The sequence below is a fragment of the Anaerostipes sp. genome, from assembly GCF_018381315.1.
Classification (GTDB): Bacteria; Bacillota; Clostridia; order Lachnospirales; family Lachnospiraceae; genus Anaerostipes.
Genome location: NZ_JAGZSD010000001.1, coordinates 203,360 through 223,201, shown reverse-complemented (window position 1 = coordinate 223,201; position 19,842 = coordinate 203,360). Strand labels below are relative to the sequence as shown.

Below are 19,842 nucleotides of genomic sequence, written 5' to 3'. Positions count from 1 at the left end.
GCTCCTTATGAGTTTTTCTCTGTCGTTTCTTCCTTGCGGTAGCGGTCATGCAGTGTCAAAATGGTTTTTCTCAGTTCACTGTTCAGCTGCTCTTTTGTCACTCTCCACTCCCAGTTTTCCCCCACAGTAGAAGGTGTATTGATTCTTGCGCTGCTGCCTAGACCAAGGTAGTCCTGAAGCGGAATGATTACAGTATCCCCCTTGCTCTCAAGAGCTAGGGAGATTAAATCCAGATTCATATGCCCGGTCGGAACAATCGTGCTGTGTTTCAGATAATGATGCAGAAAGTTCCTGTCCTGCTCCGACATATCCTCGTACCACCCAAGAGCTGTGTCATTATCATGAGTCCCTGTATATACCACACAGTTTTCCTCATACTTATGCGGCAGATATGCGCTGTCGTCCCAGGCCCCAAAAGCAAACTCAAGGATCTTCATTCCCGGATAACCGATCTCTCTCTGCAGTTCCCTGACGGAATCAGTCAGAAATCCCAGGTCCTCAGCAATGATCTTTACGTCCCCAAGTTTCTCTTTTAATGTGAGAAAGAAATCTAATCCGGGCCCTTTTTCCCACTTGCCTCCGGCCGCTGTTTCAGCTTCCGCCGGGATCACAAAATACTCATCAAATCCCCGGAAATGATCCAGACGCAGCACATCATATAAAAGGAAGTTATGGCTTAATCTCTTCATCCACCAGTCATACCCTGTGTTTTTGTGATATTCCCAGTTATATACAGGATTCGACCAAAGCTGCCCGTTCTCAGCAAAGGCATCCGGCGGACATCCGCCCTGTACTCTGGGCTTCCCGTCTTCATCCAGCTGAAACATTTCCGGGTGGGCCCAAAAATCAGCCCCCTCTTTTGCTACATAAAACGGAAGATCTCCAATGATCTGAATGCCGTTTGTATTGGCATACTGCTTAAGTTTGAGCCATTGGCCCAGGAACTTATACTGGACAAAGCAAAAATACTCTCTTCCCTTTCCGGGCTGTTTCAGATCCATGTACTGGCAGAAATCATCCAGCCACTCTTTATGGGTTTTCTTGAAATCTTCGTAATCTTTTCCCCCGCGGAAACGGCTGTAAGCAATCCACAGCAAAATCTCCCTGGACATAAATACTTTATCGTAGTCCACTTTTTCTTCGCTGTCAGAAAATTCCCAGCCGTCACACTCCTCCGGAGTCAGCAGTCCCTCTGCCTGGAGCTGTTCTAAATCTATATATAATACGCTTCCCGCAAAACTTGAATAGGATAAATACGGAGAATTTCCTTCCCCGATGGTTCCAAGAGGAAGAATCTGCCAGTAGGACTGGCCGGTTGATTTCAGAAAGTCTACAAATTGGTAGGCTTCTTTTGAAAAGCATCCGATACCGTAAGAAGACGGCAGGCTAAAGATAGGCAGCAAAATACCACAAGATTTCATTCATTACTCCTTATAACTACTGATGAGAGGCTCATCATTCTGATTAACAGTTTTCGCATCCCTCATTATAGCATGATTTCCTGTGGTTGTTTGCTCAAAAAACCGTACATTGTACTATTTTTGATGATTTTTTATAATACTTCGGATTGTTTTATACAAGAATGGCTTCAGCTGTTCTAATGTCACCGGCTGTTCAAATAAAATAGCATTATAACAGCTGGAGGAAATCAGCTCCACAATCAGATAGATCATAGTCTCCGGCTCCTCAAATTCTATGCCGGACTCTTTCATGAGATTCATATAAACCTCATATATGTTCTCATGGTCCCCTTCCATAGGTTCATTCATTGCATTTTTGAAGATTCCCCAGCCCAAATGCTTGGAAATCAGTTTCAAAAGTGTGGGGTTTTTATACAGCTGATCAATGATATTGTCTGCGAGAAACACAATTTTATCTTCAAACAGCCGGATATTGGTCTTTTTAAGATCCCTGTAAGCCTTTTTAAAAATCAGGCCTGCCCGGTGTGCAATCAGTTTATAGCGGATATCTGTCTTATCCTTAAAATAGAGATAAAATGTGCCCTTGGCAACACCTGCCTGGCTGACAATATCAGAAATAGACGTCTTTTGATAGCCATTCTGCGTAAACAGATGATACGCCGTATCAAGCAATGCTGTCTTCTTTCTCTTTTTATTTTCTTCCACTTTACTCATAGGCGTACATCCCCCTTTTGGCCTTAGTTTACTATCATTATACCTAAAAATGACTGCAAGTCAATATTTAATAAAATTCTCCGGAAACAAACAGATAATTATTGACTTTTAGTCATTTTTATAGTATACCATTAGTAAGAAAAATGACTTTTAGTCATTCATTTAGGAGGACTGATTATGATTAAATTTGGGAAATGGATAGCAAAACACCGTAAACTGATTGTTCTGCTCTCCTTCCTTCTGGTAATTCCATCCCTGATCGGAATTTCAAAAACCCGGATCAACTATGATATCCTGAGCTATCTTCCAAATTCTCTGGAGACAGTAAAGGGCCAGGACATCATGGTGGATGAGTTTGGAACCGGAGCATTTTCCATGGTCGTGGTTGAAAATGCCAAGCTGAAGGATGTACAGGAAATCAAGCACAAAATCGAAAAAGTGGACCATGTTGAAAAGGTACTCTGGTATGATGACATCGCAGACACCACCTTCCCAAAAGAAATGCTGCCTGCAAAAATCCGGAACGTATTTTTTAACAAAAATGCCACTATGATGATTGCACTGTTTGACAACACCACCTCATCTGATGAGACAATGGATGCCGTCAGCCAGATGCGCCATGTGGTAGGCAAACAGTGTTTCATCAGCGGCATGTCCGGTATCGTAACTGACATTAAAAACCTGGCATTGGAAGAGATGCCGATTTATGTTGTAATTGCTGCTGCCATGTCCCTGCTTGTTTTATGTCTTACCATGGAATCTGTTCTGACTCCGGTTTTATTTCTGGCAAGCATCGGCATTGCCATTCTCTATAACCTTGGGAGCAATATTTTTTTGGGAGAGATCTCATACATAACAAAGGCTCTGACTGCGATCCTGCAGCTGGGAGTTACTATGGATTACTCCATCTTTCTGCTCCACAGCTACGAGGACAACAAGGTTCGGTTTGATAATGACAAACAAAGAGCCATGGCTCATGCGGTCTCCAATACGTTTAAGTCCGTTGCAGGAAGTTCCGTCACCACCATTGCAGGGTTTGCGGCTCTGTGCTTTATGACCTTTGCCTTAGGTATGAACATTGGAATCGTTATGGCAAAGGGAGTTGTCATCGGCGTTATCTGCTGTGTGACCCTGCTGCCGTCCCTGATCCTGATTTTTGATAAGTGGATTGATAAAACTACACACAAATCCATTATCCCGGATCTTTCCAATGCTTCCCACTTTATCACCAAGCATTATAAAGCCACTATTCTGGTCTTTTTGATTCTGCTGTTTCCTGCAGTTTACGGAAACAACCATACGCAGATTTACTATAATATTGATAAATCCCTGCCCCAGTCTCTGCCCAGCAACGTTGCCAACAAGAAGCTGAGCAAAGACTTCCATATGAGCAACATCCATATGGTAATGCTGAAATCGGGCATGTCATCCAAGGATAAATCAGAGATGCAGAAAAAGATTGAAAAAGTAGACGGCGTCAAATGGGTTTTGGGTATGGACTCCGTCGTAGGTTCCGCCGTACCTTCTGATATGATCCCCGGCACTCTGAGCAGCAGCCTGATCAGCCCAAACTACGAGATGGAATTCATCTGCTCCGACTACAAGACCGCCACCGACCAGGTCAACCGCCAAATCGCCCAGATCAACAAGATTGTGAAAAGCTACAGCGAAGAGTCCATGGTCATCGGTGAAGCTCCGCTGACGAAGGATCTGGCAGATGTAACCAATGTGGATCTGCGGAATGTAAATATAGCCTCAATAGCGGCAATCTTTATTATTATCATGATTGTATTTAAATCGGCTTCCCTGCCGGTCATTCTGGTAGCAGTCATCGAGTTTGCAATCTGTGTCAACATGGCTGTCCCCTATTATACGGGAGAAGAACTTCCGTTTGTGGCCAGTATTGTCATCGGAACCATACAGCTTGGTGCTACGGTGGATTACGCCATCCTGATGACAAGCCGCTACCAAAAAGAGCGGATCAAAGGCAATACCAAGTGGAAATCCATCCGCATCGCACATGAGACTTCCATGCTTTCTATCATCACCAGCGGACTCAGCTTCTTCGCCGCAACGTTCGGAGTAGCGCTTTACTCCAAGATTGATATGATCAGTTCCATCTGTACTCTGCTTGCCAGAGGGGCTGTCATCAGTACGGTCAGCGTTGTATTTATTCTGCCGGCGATGTTTATGATATTTGATAAATTAATCTGTAAAACAACATTTGGCATGGGCCATATTCAGGAAATAAAGGAGGACTAGACATGAGAAAAAAGAAAATAAGCAGGGCTTTGGCCATGGCAGCTTCATTGGTGCTGTGTGCTTCGATGGCGGCAGTTCCGGTATATGCAGCTGATTCCCAGGAAAAAGAAGAGACTGTCTATGTAAAGGCAGATGCAGAAGGCAATACACAGACTGTCATTGTAAGCGACTGGCTCAAAAATAAAACCAAATCGTCAAAGATCAAAGACGTCAGTGACTTAAATGATATAGAAAATGTAAAAGGTGATGAAACATATCAGAAAGGCAAAAAGGACAGCATCACCTGGAATTCCAACGGCAATGACATTTATTATCAGGGAAAAACTGACAAAGAGCTTCCGGTTTCCATGCAGGTCACTTACTATCTGGACGGCAAAGAGATCAGCCCCAAAAATTTGGTCGGCAAGAGCGGAAAGGTAAAGATCCGCTATGAATTTACAAACCATGAGGTACACAACGGCATCTACACTCCGTTTACCATGATTACCGCTGTTGTGCTGCCGACGGAACATTTTTCAAATGTCAAAATGAAAAATGCAAAAGACATTTCAGACGGCAGCAAGCATATTCTTATGGGTGTTGCTTTCCCGGGACTTTCTGACAGTCTGAAGCTAAAAGACAGCGCAATCGGCCAAAAGTTTGACATCCCTGATTCATTTGAATTCACTGCGGATGTGAAAGACTTCCAGATGACAGTGACTGCAACCGTAGCTTCTGCCGATACTCTCTCAGAGTTCGGCCTGGATAAAGCAGATACGATTGACGAGCTGAACGATTCACTGACCACTCTTTCCAATGCCTCCGAAAAGCTGGTAAACGGTTCCGGAGAGCTGCTCTCAGGAGTAAAGGAATTACAGAATGCATCCAAAACTTTGAAGAGCGGTACTGCTGTTCTTAACAAAAAGACCAAAGAGCTGTCCAAAGGACTGAATACTCTGGATAACAAAAAAGATGACTTGATTTCCGGGGCTAAAAAGCTGAAAAAAGGGACAAAGGATCTAAAGGCAGGAACCAGCCAGCTGGAAAAGAAAACAAAATCTCTTCCGTCTATGATGAAAGAGCTTGCTTATGGACTGGAGAACATGAAATCCCTGACCGGCAGTCTCCCAAGCCAGCAAAAACTGCAGGAACTTTCATCCGGCCTGGATTCCATCTCCTCTTCCTTTGAAATGGTCAAAAACGCCAATACTCAATACGGCAGTGCTCTTCAGGAACAGATTGACAGTCTGACAACATTGCTGGGCAGAGGTACTGTGACAGATTCAGCTGATATTCAGGATATAAAGACTGCCATTGGAACTATGCAGGCAATCCAGAGCAAAATGAAGGATGAAAATGATACCATTGACCAGCAGAGCCGGGCTTTATCTTCTTCTTTAGCTCCCGCAAAAGCGCTGATCCAGAAATTAAGCGATCCGTCCACCCAGGCATCTTTTAAAAAGCTAAACAGTCTGGACACCAGGGAACTGACGGATGCCGCATCCAGCCTCCGTTCGGCAGCAGTAAAATTAAATAAGGGCGCCGGAGACCTTGCATCCGGTCAGAGTGAACTGGCAGCCGGAACAAGCCAGCTGGGACAGGGAATTCACACCGCAGCATCCGGCGGTAAAAAACTAAGCCTGGCAACCGGTACACTGGCATCCGGCGGCAGCAAACTTTCCTCTGGCACAGATGCTCTCTATGCCGGTGCTGACACTCTGAATTCAGGCCTTATCCAGTTTAATCAGGATGGCATTCAGCGTCTGGTAAACATTATGGACAATGACGTTCAAAATACATTGGACCGGATCAATGACACAATAGAACAGGGTGATAAATACCAGACTTTCACAAAGAAAGCAAAGGGTACAAAGGGCAGTGTCAAATTTATGATTGAGACAGAAGAAATCGAGAAATAATTTTAGTTTGCATTTGTGCACATCCTTCTGTATAAATTTCTTATGTAATAAAAAATACTCCATGGGATCGGTATAAAAACCGTTCCATGGAGCCTTTTTTATGCTTCTGCATTCTTTAATTCTAATTCTTTTTCTCTTTCTTTTAATTCTTTTGCTATCTTTATAAACAGCAGGAATGAAACACCCAAGGATGCCAGATCCGCCACAGGCTGGGCGAATACAATTCCCTCAAGTCCGAACAAATAATTTGTAATCAGCAGAACAGGGAAGAATACAAGACCCTGCCGGCTCAAGGAAAGGATCAGGGATGGAACTGCTTTTCCCATTGCCTGGAATCCAAACATGAATACAAACATAATGCCGATGACCGGTCCGGAGATCATTAAGACTCTCAGCATCCTCACACCGTGGGCTACCACTGATCCGTCGTTAATAAACGCCTGAATGATTGGTTGTGTAAACAGCAGGTAAAGCAGAGACAATACCGTCCCCATGATCACATTGCACGCCATGGAAAACTTCATAGTCTTTTTCATCTTCTCCAGATTGCCTGATCCGTAGCAGTATCCGATCAAAGGGGCAACACCTGACCCCAGTCCGATCTGTACCAGGATCACAAGCATATTTGCCTTCATTGCCACACCCATGGCCGCCACCGGAATGTCGCCGTAGGATGCAAGGAAATTGTTCAGTATAATATTCGCTGTACTCATAAGGATATTGTTAATAGAGGCAGGAATACCGATGGCAAATACTCCGGACATAATCTTTTCTTTTGCCGTAAAATGTTTCGGTGAAATCGAAAGTCCTGTTTTCATCTTTGCAAAGAAAAATAAATAAAAGACAACCGTACAAATATTCCCTATAATTGTAGCAATTGCTGCTCCTGCAACTCCCATGTTCATTCCGAGGATCATAACCGGGTCCAGCACGATATTAACGATAGTCCCGATCATCATTCCGATCATGGAGATCTTGGCAGCTCCCTCTCCTCTGACCACATTGTTAAAGGCCATGGAGATGACTACAAATACAGATCCCAGGCCGATATAGGTCAGATAGCTTCTGGCATACCCCTCTGTGTTGGCACTGCAGCCGATCAGCTTCAGGATAACCGGCATGCCTCCTAAAAAGACGATCATCATGATAATTCCTGCTATAATGCTTCCGTAAAAACAAAAGCTGCTGATCTTCTTTACTTTTTCTGTCTCTCCCTCTCCAAGCATTCTGGAAATATAGGAGCATCCTCCAATCCCAAAGATATTGCCCACTGCCATAAGCAGCATAAACACCGGCGTTGTCAGTGATACGGCAGCAACCTGGTTTGGATCTCCTGTCTGACCCACAAAAAAAGTGTCAGCCATATTATAAAAAATTGTTACAAGCATACTAAGTACCGTAGGCAAAGCCAGAGTGGCCACTGCTTTCGGCACCGGATATGACTCAAATACTTTATTATCCATTCGTTTTTCCTCCTTTTATCGTATATGCAGCCAGCTGCACAGCGGAATAAAAATGAAAGCGCCGCCAGGCACTTTCATTGACTGTTAATTATATCTCTACTCCAGGCTTTCAAGCACCTTGCCAAGCAATTCATAGAGTTTTTGGGATTCTTCCTCAGATAACACCTGCCTGATGCGCATTTCTTCTTCTCTCCGGTGGGCCTCCATCTTACTCTTTAAGTCCAGCCCTTTCTGTGTGAGAATCACATTGCGGCATCTCTTATTCTCTTCGTCCACAACACAGTACAAAAATCCTTTCATTTCCAGCCGCCTTAAAATACCAATGACTGTGGAATGCTTCACTTTCATGAATTCGCCGATATCTTTCTGTGTTATCTTCCGGTTCTGATGTTCTGCCAGGTACAGGAGCAATTCCATCTGTGAATACGTCACATCCAGACAGCGTAAGTTTTGATTCATATGCTGCGTGAACTTATCGTGGATATGCTTAAACCTGGCTCCAATTTCCCGTTCCTGGTTCATAATCCGCCTCCATATGTAGTGCACTACATATTCTACAGGAATCCTGCCGAAATTTCAACAGCTAATTTATTTCCGGCTTTCTGCCTTAACCGCATCTGCAACTGCACTGCACACACGCTTATCAAAAACTCCGGGAATAATATAGTCCTCTTGAAGCTCGTCATCTGTTATGATACCTGCGATAGCTCTGGCAGCTGCCATTTTCATCTCCTCTGTAATCTGAGAAGCCCGGGCATCCATGGCCCCCCTGAAGATTCCGGGGAACACCAGCACATTATTGATCTGGTTCGGGAAATCCGAACGGCCGGTAGCCACCACTTTTGCACCGCCCTTTTTTGCCTCCTCCGGCATGATCTCAGGCACCGGATTTGCCATTGCAAATACCACCGGATCCTCCGCCATAGATGAAACCATTTCGGATGTAACAATATTCGGTGCTGAAACACCGATAAATACATCTTTCCCCTTCATAATCTCAGAAAGTCCTCCGGTCTGCCGGTCCTTATTCGTTTTTTCCGCCATATCTTTTTGTGCTTCGTTCATCCACGCTTCTCCCGGACACAGAGCACCTTTCTGGTCCACAAGTACAGCGTCTTTTATGCCGAACTGCAGCAGAAGCTTACAGATAGAGATTCCGGCAGAACCCGCTCCATTGATAACCACCTTTGCGTCTTCCATCTTCTTCCCGGCAAATTTAAGTGCATTGATGAGACCTGCTGCCACCACGATAGCTGTCCCGTGCTGGTCATCATGAAATACGGGTATATCCAGCTCTTCTTTCAGCCGGCGCTCTATTTCAAAACATCTCGGCGCAGAAATATCTTCCAGATTAATCCCTCCAAAAGTCGGCGCCAAATATTTTACTGTCTTTATAATCTCCTCTGTATCTTTTGTATCCAGGCAGATCGGAAATGCGTCAATATCCGCAAACTCTTTAAATAAAATAGCTTTCCCTTCCATAACCGGCATCGCTGCCTCCGGTCCGATATCTCCAAGGCCGAGAACCGCTGTCCCGTCAGATACGACGGCTACCAGATTACCTTTTGCGGTGTAACGGTACACTTCCTCTTTACAATCCCTGATTTTACGGCACGGCTCTGCCACTCCAGGAGTATAGGCTGTACTCAGGTCTTCTCTTGTCTCCACCGTAACTTTAGACCTGACTGCCACTTTTCCTCTGTTCTCTTCGTGCATCTTCAACGCCAATTCATTGTAATCCATGAGCTTCTCCTTTATGAATCTTTATCATCTATGGTTTTCTTTATTATGTCGTGGGCAAAAAGTATTTTAGCCCTGATATCATTATATTACAGAGTAATGTAAAATAAAATAATGTCTTCATAACTGCCGTCTCCTAAATGGTAGCCTCCCGGCACCGTACCCAGCCTCTGAAATCCAAGCCTGTCGTACAGCCTGACTGCCCCTTTATTTGAAGCCACCACGGCATTAAACTGCAGCACCTTAAATCCCAGCTCCCCTGCCTGTTTTATACAGTCCTTCACCAGCTGCTCACCAATATGCCGGCCTCTTGCACTCTTACTGACCGCATAGGAGGCATTGCATAAATGTCCGCATCTGCCTACATTATTCGGATGCAGAATGTAAAGCCCTATAATCTCTCCGTCTGCTTCTGCCACCGCTGTATAGGACTGGAGTTTAAAAAAGCTCTCGGCTTCTTCTGCCGTAAACGGTTTTTCCTGCGGAAAAGCATTGGCTTCTTCCACAACCTGATTCCATATGTCCGTCATATATTTTACATCTTCTTTTTTAAATTGTCTCACAGTAAGTTCCATATCAAATATACTCCTTTTAACCGAGTCCTTCACTCTTTGAGGGGCTTGTGCGCATCCTGAACGCAGTGCTTTTTATTTCATGGGACGCACTTTCCTATGAAATAAGAAAGAATCCCACTTGCGGGATTCTCCGCCTGCGGCGGGTCGCTTTGGCGACATGATTCCTTATCGCCGCAGTGCGATCCTCGCGGAGCGTTTTTTATTTCATAGGGCGCATTTCCTATGAAATAAGAAAAAAACCGCTTTAGAGATAACTCTAAAACGGCTTGCTAAGCGGGTGATGGGAATCGAACCCACGTGATCAGCTTGGAAGGCTGGAGTTCTACCATTGAACTACACCCGCATATATGACAGAGTCTTTTCAATTCTCTGTAATGCCCAGAGCCGGAATCGAACCAGCGACACGAGGATTTTCAGTCCTCTGCTCTACCGACTGAGCTATCTGGGCATGTCTCATTTCTGCGACTTCTATACTTTACCATAACACAAAGCCCAAATCAAGAACTTTTTTTAATTTTTTGTCAGCTTTCGCAAAATATTTTTTCAAGATAATAAATCCCTGTTTTAGTCTTAAATATTTTATCTCTGACGTACTCCGCAGTTTCTCTGCTGCTCTTTTGTTCTTCCAAGTTCACAAGAAAATCGGCTTCCACCAGAATCTGGTAATCCATGCCTTCTATACAGCTGTACGTATGGTGATGTCCGATTAAATAGCAGATTCTCTCCACAGATTCCCGGCTGAGTCCAAACTGTTTTAATAGTTTTAAAGCTTCCTTCGGTCCCTCTGTCTCCTGATATTTGCCCGCACTGCTCTGATACTTTTCCTCACTTACTTTAATACCGATATCATGGGTTACCGCTGCGATCTCCAGCAGCTCCTGCTGTTTAGAATCAAGACCTTCCTGCTCACCAATAGCCCCTGCATATGCATAAACTTTCATGAAATGCTGAATCCTTCTGGCATCCCCCTGATAATATTCTATCATTTTAGTAATCACATCACTGATCTTCATATACTTCATCTCCGATCGTTATCCAGCTTTTTTCTACTGTTAAAATTCCTTCTGTCTGAAGCTTCTTTAACTCTACCATCATACCGCTTCGGTCAACACACAGGTAATCAGCCAGGTCCTTCTTTGAAAACGGCAGCTTAATCTTAGAACTTCTCTGTCTCTGCTTCTCCTGGTTTACATAAGCAAGAAGCTTCTCCCTTGTCGTTCTTTTCTCCAGACACTCCAGCTTCTGATTTAACTGAACATTTTTTGAAGCCAGAAGGGCTGCCATATTTTCAATTAGCTTTTGATGAAATACACAGCTTGCATCACATGTTGTCAAAACTTTATGATAATTCAAAAACAGAACGGAACATTCTCTGACACATTCCACTGACACCGGGATCTCCATTCCCGGCAGACATCCATAAGCTTCTCCAAATACGCCTCCCGGACCAATATGGGCAAGGATCGATCTCCTTCCTTCAAAATCATCCCGGACAATCTGTACTTCCCCTTCTGTGATGATCCCTACTTCTTCAATGGTATCTCCGTTCACATAAATCATCTGCCTGGGGGCAAAGGTTTCTTTTCTTGCAGAAAGACATCCAAGCATCCTCTCCAGATCTTTTTCCCCGATTCCATAAAACAGGGGACATCCGCATAATATATGATTCAATATTTTATAACTCCTTCTTTTGTTGAATTTTCAACAGACAATTTAAGTGTATTATAGTATGATGCAAATATAAAAATCAAGGAGGATTCATAATGATCAGACAATTAATCAAAATAGATGAAGAAAAATGCAACGGATGCGGACTCTGTGCTTCTGCCTGTCACGAGGGTGCCATTCAAATGATAGACAAAAAAGCAAAGCTCATTCGGGACGATTACTGCGACGGCCTCGGCAACTGTCTTCCAATGTGCCCGACAGGCGCTATAACCTTTGAAAACAGAGAGGCCCCTGACTACGACAAAGAAGCAGTTTTAGACAACCAGAGAAAAAACAACCAGAGTGCCCTGCGACAATGGCCTGTCCAGATCCAGCTGGTTCCTGTAAACGCACCTTATTTTCATCATGCACATCTTTTGGTGGCAGCAGACTGTACAGCGTTTGCCCATGGGAACTTTCATGAACAGTTTATGAAACAGAAGATCACACTGGTAGGATGTCCAAAACTGGACCCAGTGGATTATTCAGAGAAGCTGGCCCAGATCATCCGCGAAAACGACTTAAAGAGCATCACCGTCACACGTATGGAAGTCCCATGCTGCGGAGGCCTGGAATATGCGGTCCGCACTGCCCTGGAACAAAGCAGGAAAACAATTCCTCTGAATGTCATCACAATCTCAACAGAAGGAATTATTCTTGAATAACTCACTGATTCAGGATATTTACCGCCCTCTGTGCAAGCGTTCGGTTTAATCCGCCTTCCATAAAATCTGTGCGGACCCAATGATCACCCAATCCGTACTCTATCCAATCATAATCTGTATCATCAAGGATCACAAAAGACTGGATGTGTTTTCCGCGCATCCAGTCTTTCACTTCCAGAGAGCGGTTTCCTTTATGAAGATGCTTCGTCTTTGATATAATCTTCATTCCATAGACAGCCATAGCCTGATCCAGCGACCTACCGATTTTTATCATCGGCCCCTTTTCATGCCACGCATGGCGCCAGCTGGAAGACAGCACGATCTTCGCCCCCGTCTGCTCCACAATATACTTCAGCTGTTCCAGATTTTCTTCATCCACAGCAATCCCCATAAACGGTTCTGTCTTTCTCTCTTCCATTTTGTCGAACAGATCCATTGAATTCAGCACACCGTCAATATCCAGAAAAATAATTTTATCCGGCTTCCTCCGAAACCATCTCTTTGTAAAGGCCATCTAAAACTCCCCCTTTATTCCGTTCTCTGTCTTTCCTCTATTATATCAGGCAGTCCCGGCACTTTCATTAACTTTTCACTGATATTGACAGAATACACAGAGCAGTATTACCTCACTTTCACTCTTTTCCTCTGGCTGTAGGCACCGAAGTATTTTTTTCCGCCTGTCGTTTTATAGGCCCTCACCTTGACATAGTAATTTCTTCCGGACTTTAAACCTTTCAGCAGGCAGGATGGGTTTTTGACCAATCTGGTTTTCGCTTTGGAGAACTTTTTATTGGCGGCCCAGCAGATTTGATATCCGGAAGGTTTACCCGGACTCTTTTTCGCAAATACCTTTATTTTTTTCTTCCCCGCCCGGAGTTTTTTTATTGCAGCCTTCTTTGGAACTATCATAAAGTATCGGACTGCTTTTCCCGTATATCCGCCTTTCCCCGAAATCTCCATTCTGGCCCTGCCGCAGTTTTTATTAGAAGTATATTTTACTTGATAGTCCCTGTTTATCTTTAAGATCCTGGCACCGCTTTTTACTCTCACCGGCCTGACCACAGGTTTTCCGGTATATACACTGCCGGATGGCTGTGATACGGAGCTGATTTTAGACTTCTTCCCGTAAGGTACTTTTTCATTTTTGGGCTCCTCTTTTTTTAAAATTTGGAAATATGAAAAATTCTGTCCATAACAGGATCCGATTCCAGTAAGACATATACATCCCAGGCCGACGCCTGTGTTTGCCATATATTCAGTACGGTAATCCCTTCCCTCTTTAAGTCTCCTGCCATTCAGATCCACCGTGAATCCTGGCACTACAGGTTTTCCTTCATAATGGTAAAACTTCTGGGAAAACATAACCTCTGCTCTGGAAATATCATTTTCTCTGATCCGGATATCAAACTCTTTCTCCAGACTTCCCCTAAAACATCCTGTTCCATCGATCAGGACTTTTGCTGTCCCTGAAACGAGATTATTCCAATATCTTACTGTGTAATCAGTTCCAGGTTTCAGCACATCTCCATTCGCATTTCTAACCGTAGGTTTAGGCCTTACTTCCTTTCCCGTATAAAACTGCATAGGAATAGGATCTACACTGCCCAAAGGCCCATAGACAATGATTCTGCACTCTTTTTTTACATTTCCGGTCTGAACTATAACAGAAGCAGTCCCAGGAGAAACTGCGGTTATTTCTCCGCGGCCAGTCACTTTTACCACCTTTGGGTCTGAAGACGACAGCACAAGCTTATCGGTAGATGCCGGAGGAACCATGGATACACCCAGCAAATCAGTCACTGCCTTCCCATTTGTTTTCATTTCAATTGAAATAGAGTTTTTGTCCAACACGATATCTTCGGCAGACTGCTGCTCCATGGTCGACACGCTGATCTCTGCATCTTGGTCTTGGCTGTCGATATATTGATATTTTTGATTCTCGTTCTTAAACTGCTCCTGCAAAGCGTCATTCTTTAGATAGACAGTGCTGCCGGATCCCAGATCTGCAAAAGACGCTTTTTTCATTTCAGGCAGGCTGTCACTGCATAAATAAATACGAATGGCATTCTCTGCCCTTCCCTCATTGCCATAATTAAATGCAGAACCCTGAATCTTCTTCACACTTGCCGGCAAAAAAACCTGTTCCAGCCTGCACATGTTAAAGGCACTGTAATCTATCCGGCTTATACCGGCCGGCACGGCATAACTCTGTTCCTCTTTTGCTGATGGATAACAGATTAAGGATTTTCCGTCATCTGACTGCCCGTAGAGAATTCCATTCTCTGACCACAGTTTAGGATTTCCTTCCTCCACTGTGATGTTCTTCAATGAACTGTTTTCATAAAACTGCTCCTTACCTAAAAGAGTCTCTTTTCCAAGTTTAATTTCTTTTAAATCATGACAGAACGCAAAAGTTCCTCTGCCCGCATTTTTAACAGAGGTAAGATCTAATGTCTGGATATGGGATCCTGAAAATGTCCATGGTTCTAATTCTGTCACTGAATCAGCAGCTGACAACTCTTTAAGATTTTGATTGGAAGCAAATGCCTCTTTTTTAATGGTCCTGACCTCAGAAGGAATGCGGTAAGTGGTTCTTTCATCTCCGCTTGGGAAAGCAATCAGGTCTGTACCGTCCTTATTAAATAAAGCATTATCCACCACTTTATAATGTTTATTACTGTCCGGCAGTTTTATAGACTTTAAATTGGTCATAGTGAAAGAAAAACCAGGGTTGATGTATTCGAGAGAGTCTGGGAGGATGATTTCCTGTAGATTAGGGAACTTATAATCTGAGACTCCGTCTGGATTTATAATAACCTTCTTTACTCCACTTGGTATTATAATTTTCTTAACAATTACATCTGAGTGATCATAGTAAAACTGGGTTACTCTGTAGTTCTTTCCCTGATATTCTACATTGGGCAACACCTCTAAAATACCAGGATCTTGATGATTATATTTATAAACTGATACTTCATTGTCTGAAATAATTTCATAAGAATACCCACCGCTCTGAAATATTTTACCTACTAAATCATCTGCTCCTGCTTGCGTAATATTTATTGAGAAATACATCAGCATTATAAAAAAAGATACCAACATGTAGTTCATCAAATTTTTCATAATTTCTCCACTCTTTTTAATGTATTTTCTCTCTCCTAATAGTATTATAACAATAAAGTTAATATATTCCATACTTTCAATTAACAAACTTACAGGGAATAGATAATTCCATTCCCTGTAACGTTATTTTTTACTTCTAAATTTATAACTTATTACGGCATCATTACCTGTTTTCTCCAGTTGTGTTACAAGTTTATTATTTAGTTCCGGATCCTTTTTCCATTTACTGTTTTGATCCAACGTATAAAGATATTCTTTGTTTATAAACCTGACCCGATAAAAGTAAGAGTCTATATATGGACTATTTTGTGCAATATACACTTCGGATTCAAGCTTTGTCTCTTTCCCTAATGAATCCACAGCACGGTAAATAATTTTATGCTTTCCTGCGGATTTTATCTTTTCAATTTCTAAAGGGACAGGTTCGACTATAGAAACAGGGATGTTAAGTCCTTGCTTATCATCTTCTAAATCTTCAGCCTGACAGTTGTCTGTTATTTCTTTTAATACAGCCTTAGGCTTTATTTCTAGATCTTTCTGATAAAATGCAAGATTATAGGAATGCAGTTTTGGCGGATTATTATAAACGACACAGACCGCTCCCTCTTTCTCAGTAATGTTTCCAGCGCTGTCTTTTACTTGAAAGAATACTTTTATATTTACAGTCTCATTTTTATCAAGCATCATGAAATACGTATTCATCAAATCTGTACTCTTCATTCCATCCGAAAACTTTTGATTTTCAGGCTTCATTCCTTTTTTTGTCATTCCGTATTGAATTTCAGTAATTTTCACTCTTTGCATTAAATCCCCATCCTCAACATCATGACAACTTTCCACTAGTTCTAAAAGCTTTGTACGATCCACCTTTTCATTTTCTATAAATGATTTCTTATCCTTTAAAAGAATATCTGGCTTGAAGTCCCATTGCCCTTTCATCACAAAAATATCATCCGCATCCAATAAAGAGCCCTTTATATCCGATCTGCCAGCAAGATAGCTTTTTCGTACATTTTTTGAGAACTCATATATATAATTCTGTTCTTGCGTATTTCTTTCCGCCTTAAGGTCTATATATCCCGTCGCTTCCAACTCATTTCTTTTTCTGGCTTTATATGTATCCTGTTTCCAGCATATAAATTTCCCCTCAGATGACTGAAAACCATTTTTTCTCAGGAAAATATCTTCTGACTTATTCTGTTCCTGACTTTGTGTCGCTCCGCTGGTTCCCTGGATTCCAGGTAAATACTCCACCTTATAGCGGGGCCATAAAGCAAACAGTGTTGCATCTTCATTGGCTGTGTAAAGATTTCCTGGCTGATATCCGTTTCCTGTACCGTCAGGCTTTGTATTCCACGCCAGAAAGTTTCCTGACGCTTCGGACGGCGTTAATTCTGATAGCTTTAGATCTTCTTCCCAATATTTATCTGCTGATGCGGGCATATTCCTGACTTCCTCTTTAGAATTTTTATCATAGCAAATCTTATATACCCGGCTTAAAACAACGCTGTACGATACACAGCCTGCCGATGCTTTTTTGAAATTTCCCGGCCTTAGAGTATAACCGCTTCCTGTATAAACAAATCTGCCGTCTGCTGCCTGATTATGAAGCAATGTATCTCCTGTTTTATAACTGCTGTCACCAGTATTGGATATATCCCCTTTTACGGCGGCATATCCATTTCTAAGATTAGAATTCTCCATAGAAATTTTCATCGTTAGGGAATTTGCACTGGAAAAATATTTGCTGGATGCAGTAATAAATCTATCCTTGGCAAGATAAACTTCCTGTTTAATTTCTGTATATCCTTCCACAGAAAACAGGCTGCCTTCATGAAATACATTGTGCTCTGTTCCATTTTTACACTCATTCATTAATATATGGGCATTGTTATTAAGTACAGTTACATTTTTATTATAAATTCCTGCTCCGTTTTTTGCCGCACTGTTTCCCTCTATCTTTACGGCCTGATTCGCCTGAAATGTTGTAAATGTACCGCTGCCAACATAGACAGCCCCTCCGTCTCCATATGATTTGTTTCCTGTAAAATTGCTGCCGTTCACTTTACATGTCCCGTCTGCACTGATACCCCCTCCGCTGACTTTTGCAGTATTGCCGCTGACTGTCCCGCTCTTCATCTGCAGCCTGCCGACGGTGCTTATTGATAATCCGCCTCCGTTTTGGGCGGCTGTATTGTCGGTGACAGCTGCATTTGAGACCGTCAGCTGTCCATCCAGCTGAAGTCCTCCGCCGTTAACGGCTGCAGAATTATTTTTTATCTGTCCTCCGCTAATAGTACCTCCTGCACTTTTTATGATGGCACCTCCGCCGTATGTCTTTGCGCTGTTCGCTGAAATTTCCCCTCCGTTCATAACAAGCCTGCCTTTTGCGTACAAACCTCCGCCGGAGTTATTAGATCCATTATTTCTTATAGTTCCTCCGGATAAAAGGAATTCTCCTTCATGATAGACTCCCGCTCCGTATGATGCTGTATTTTCATAAACGGTTCCTCCGCTTATGGATCCCTTAACTGAATCGGCACAGTATATACCTCCGCCGTAGCCGCTGCTGACATTTCCATGGATTCCGGCTCCCTTCTTTATTTCCAAAGAAGCCCCTTTTTTATAACTGCCATTAGACAGACAGATCCCTGCACCGTTTCCGGTGCTGCTGTTGTCATAAATACTGCAGTCCTGTATTGTGCCTTTAGAACCGTTGTTTACACAGACCGCTCCGCCTGCATTTGCCCGGTTCTTTTTTAATGTGACACCTGCAGTAGATACCTGCTCATATCCATCTTTCCCATTAACTGACCAGGAACCGGATCTTGTATACTTCCATACTGCAAAGTCTCCTTTTACAGCAGTGATCTTTCCGTCTGTACTGAAGGCTCCCTGTACCTTTACTGCCCCTCCAAGAGCATCGTTCTTCTTGTTTACTGCCGCACAGTCTGAGATGACGCCGCCGTAAAGCCTGGCAGTGCCGTAAACCATAATTCCTCCTCCATGGACGGCTTTGCACCGTTCAATCGATCCGCTGAACATATAAAAGGAAGCCCCGTCATTAACCACAATGCCTCCTCCATGAGAAGACTTTGGTGAACTGGAAGATACATCCTTGCTGCTGGCTGCTGAACAGCCGTCAATCTTCCCTCCGAACATATAGCATGACGCTCCGGATTCCAGAGAGATACCTCCCCCTCCCGCAAAATCTGCCAAATAATATCCGTCTTTGATACAGCTGTATTTATTCAAATAAAGCTGCCCTGAAGAGACCTTAATCAGCGGTGCCGCTGCCGCAACATTTTTCCCATTTATATACAAAGTATTCTTAGCTCTTCCGTCACCGTCATACGCCCCCAGAGTTAAAGATCCTCCGTTTACCTCGATCATGGCTCCCTTGTATGATGCAGTTCTGTTCAGGTTATGGCCACTTGCACTGTCTGCATAGATCTTCACATGCCTTCCGTTTGTTTTAATAACCGAAGTCACGTTAAATCCTTTGTCAATGCGTACAGCAAGCTTTTCCCCTTTCTTCACAGAATCAACCGCATCCTTCATTTCCTTCACAGAACTGACAGATTTAAAATTAGAAAACCCATCTGAGACAGCTTTTGCCGCTGATTTCTGCTGTGCTGTATAAGATGACTTTGCTGCTGTCTTTCTGATGCTGCCTGCCTTTTCTTCTTCCTTAAGCCCAAGTTTTTCATACAGCTGATCTGCTGCCTTTGGGATATCCTGTTTACCTTCCCCCGCTTCTTTCAGGGCAAAATAAAATTCCATATAGCAAGTATCCTTCTCAGGGATTAACTGTTTCAGATACACATCTGCCGACGGATATTCTGTTTTTTCTATCTGATTGATACATTCCAGGACAACCGGCTCTTTTGCTTTTTCTTCATTTTCTCTTTTTAATAATTGAAAATACGGCTCCAGTTTTCGGAACAATTCATCTAGGCCTTTCTTTGAGGTCCCTGTTTTAACCAGCTGTTTTATAACCTGATAATTGGTTACTTCAATAAATACAGACCGTTCCTGAGCACTCAGGGAATCAAAAAACTGATTTTGTTCTTTTGCAGACCATGAGGTGAATACATCAATGTATTCACCTTCCAGTAATCTGCCCATGAAGCTTGTCTCAGTACCGGCCTGAACTATAGAAACCACTGCTTTTTCCCCCGGTTCCCGTCTTGATGCAGAAGCCGCTGCCAGCAGGCTTACTGCAATTATCCCGGAAACAATTCTTTTTCCCCATTTCTTCATCTGCGCTGCCT

14 protein-coding genes and 2 tRNA genes are annotated in these 19,842 nt (G+C 43.1%); 3 read left to right on the top strand and 13 right to left on the bottom strand.

The window, feature by feature from the left end; translation table 11 throughout:
• Positions 1–5: 5 nt before the first annotated feature.
• Both malQ and KH180_RS01130 read right to left on the bottom strand, forming a co-directional pair.
• Positions 6–1,421, bottom strand: a complete 1,416-nt coding sequence (gene malQ / locus KH180_RS01135; RefSeq protein WP_290755573.1) for a 4-alpha-glucanotransferase — start codon at positions 1,419–1,421, stop codon at positions 6–8.
• A 114-nt stretch (positions 1,422–1,535) separates the two neighbouring features.
• Positions 1,536–2,135, bottom strand: coding sequence for a TetR/AcrR family transcriptional regulator (locus KH180_RS01130; RefSeq protein WP_290755571.1), 600 nt, complete (start codon positions 2,133–2,135; stop codon positions 1,536–1,538).
• A gap of 177 nt (positions 2,136–2,312) precedes the next feature.
• Here KH180_RS01130 and KH180_RS01125 point away from each other — a divergent pair, with 177 nt between their 5' ends.
• The gene (locus KH180_RS01125; protein ID WP_290755569.1) at positions 2,313–4,397 is read left to right on the top strand and encodes an efflux RND transporter permease subunit; all 2,085 of its coding nucleotides are present in this window, start codon (positions 2,313–2,315) and stop codon (positions 4,395–4,397) included.
• A gap of 2 nt (positions 4,398–4,399) precedes the next feature.
• Complete coding sequence (locus KH180_RS01120) at positions 4,400–6,295, top strand: X-X-X-Leu-X-X-Gly heptad (protein WP_290755568.1); 1,896 nt, start codon at positions 4,400–4,402, stop codon at positions 6,293–6,295.
• A gap of 98 nt (positions 6,296–6,393) precedes the next feature.
• Here KH180_RS01120 and KH180_RS01115 read toward each other — a convergent pair whose 3' ends face one another.
• The 8 genes from KH180_RS01115 to KH180_RS01080 form a co-directional block, all read right to left on the bottom strand.
• Complete coding sequence (locus tag KH180_RS01115; protein WP_290755567.1) at positions 6,394–7,758, bottom strand: MATE family efflux transporter; 1,365 nt, start codon at positions 7,756–7,758, stop codon at positions 6,394–6,396.
• 96 nt (positions 7,759–7,854) lie between these two features.
• Positions 7,855–8,280 carry a MarR family winged helix-turn-helix transcriptional regulator gene (locus tag KH180_RS01110; RefSeq protein WP_290755565.1) on the bottom strand — a complete coding sequence of 142 codons (426 nt, stop codon included), beginning with the start codon at positions 8,278–8,280 and terminating at the stop codon, positions 7,855–7,857.
• A 66-nt stretch (positions 8,281–8,346) separates the two neighbouring features.
• Entirely contained in the window at positions 8,347–9,501 is a 1,155-nt protein-coding gene (locus KH180_RS01105) for an NAD(P)-dependent malic enzyme (RefSeq protein ID WP_290755563.1), read from the bottom strand.
• 86 nt (positions 9,502–9,587) lie between these two features.
• Entirely contained in the window at positions 9,588–10,073 is a 486-nt protein-coding gene (locus KH180_RS01100; RefSeq protein WP_290755561.1) for a GNAT family N-acetyltransferase, read from the bottom strand.
• A gap of 272 nt (positions 10,074–10,345) precedes the next feature.
• A tRNA-Gly gene (locus KH180_RS01095) sits at positions 10,346–10,416 on the bottom strand.
• Between the two features lie 32 nt (positions 10,417–10,448).
• Positions 10,449–10,521, bottom strand: a tRNA-Phe gene (locus KH180_RS01090).
• A 73-nt stretch (positions 10,522–10,594) separates the two neighbouring features.
• Positions 10,595–11,086, bottom strand: a complete 492-nt coding sequence (locus KH180_RS01085; protein WP_290755559.1) for an HD domain-containing protein — start codon at positions 11,084–11,086, stop codon at positions 10,595–10,597.
• On the bottom strand, positions 11,073–11,744 hold the full coding sequence (locus KH180_RS01080) for a Crp/Fnr family transcriptional regulator (RefSeq protein WP_290755557.1): 672 nt from the start codon (positions 11,742–11,744) through the stop codon (positions 11,073–11,075). Before KH180_RS01080 ends, KH180_RS01085 begins: the two co-directional genes overlap by 14 nt.
• A 92-nt stretch (positions 11,745–11,836) precedes the next feature.
• Here KH180_RS01080 and KH180_RS01075 point away from each other — a divergent pair, with 92 nt between their 5' ends.
• Positions 11,837–12,445, top strand: a complete 609-nt coding sequence (locus tag KH180_RS01075; protein ID WP_290755556.1) for an ATP-binding protein — start codon at positions 11,837–11,839, stop codon at positions 12,443–12,445.
• A gap of 1 nt (position 12,446) precedes the next feature.
• On the opposite strand, the gene KH180_RS01070 is transcribed toward KH180_RS01075, so the two are convergent.
• The 3 genes from KH180_RS01070 to KH180_RS01060 all read right to left on the bottom strand — a co-directional run bounded on the left by KH180_RS01070 (position 12,447) and on the right by KH180_RS01060 (position 19,831).
• Positions 12,447–12,959: an HAD domain-containing protein gene (locus tag KH180_RS01070; RefSeq protein WP_290755554.1), complete on the bottom strand. Its 513-nt coding sequence runs from the start codon at positions 12,957–12,959 to the stop codon at positions 12,447–12,449.
• 107 nt (positions 12,960–13,066) lie between these two features.
• Positions 13,067–15,568: a leucine-rich repeat protein gene (locus KH180_RS01065; protein ID WP_290755552.1), complete on the bottom strand. Its 2,502-nt coding sequence runs from the start codon at positions 15,566–15,568 to the stop codon at positions 13,067–13,069.
• Positions 15,569–15,691: 123 nt separating this feature from the next.
• Positions 15,692–19,831 carry a hypothetical protein gene (locus KH180_RS01060; RefSeq protein WP_290755550.1) on the bottom strand — a complete coding sequence of 1,380 codons (4,140 nt, stop codon included), beginning with the start codon at positions 19,829–19,831 and terminating at the stop codon, positions 15,692–15,694.
• Positions 19,832–19,842 lie beyond the last annotated feature (11 nt).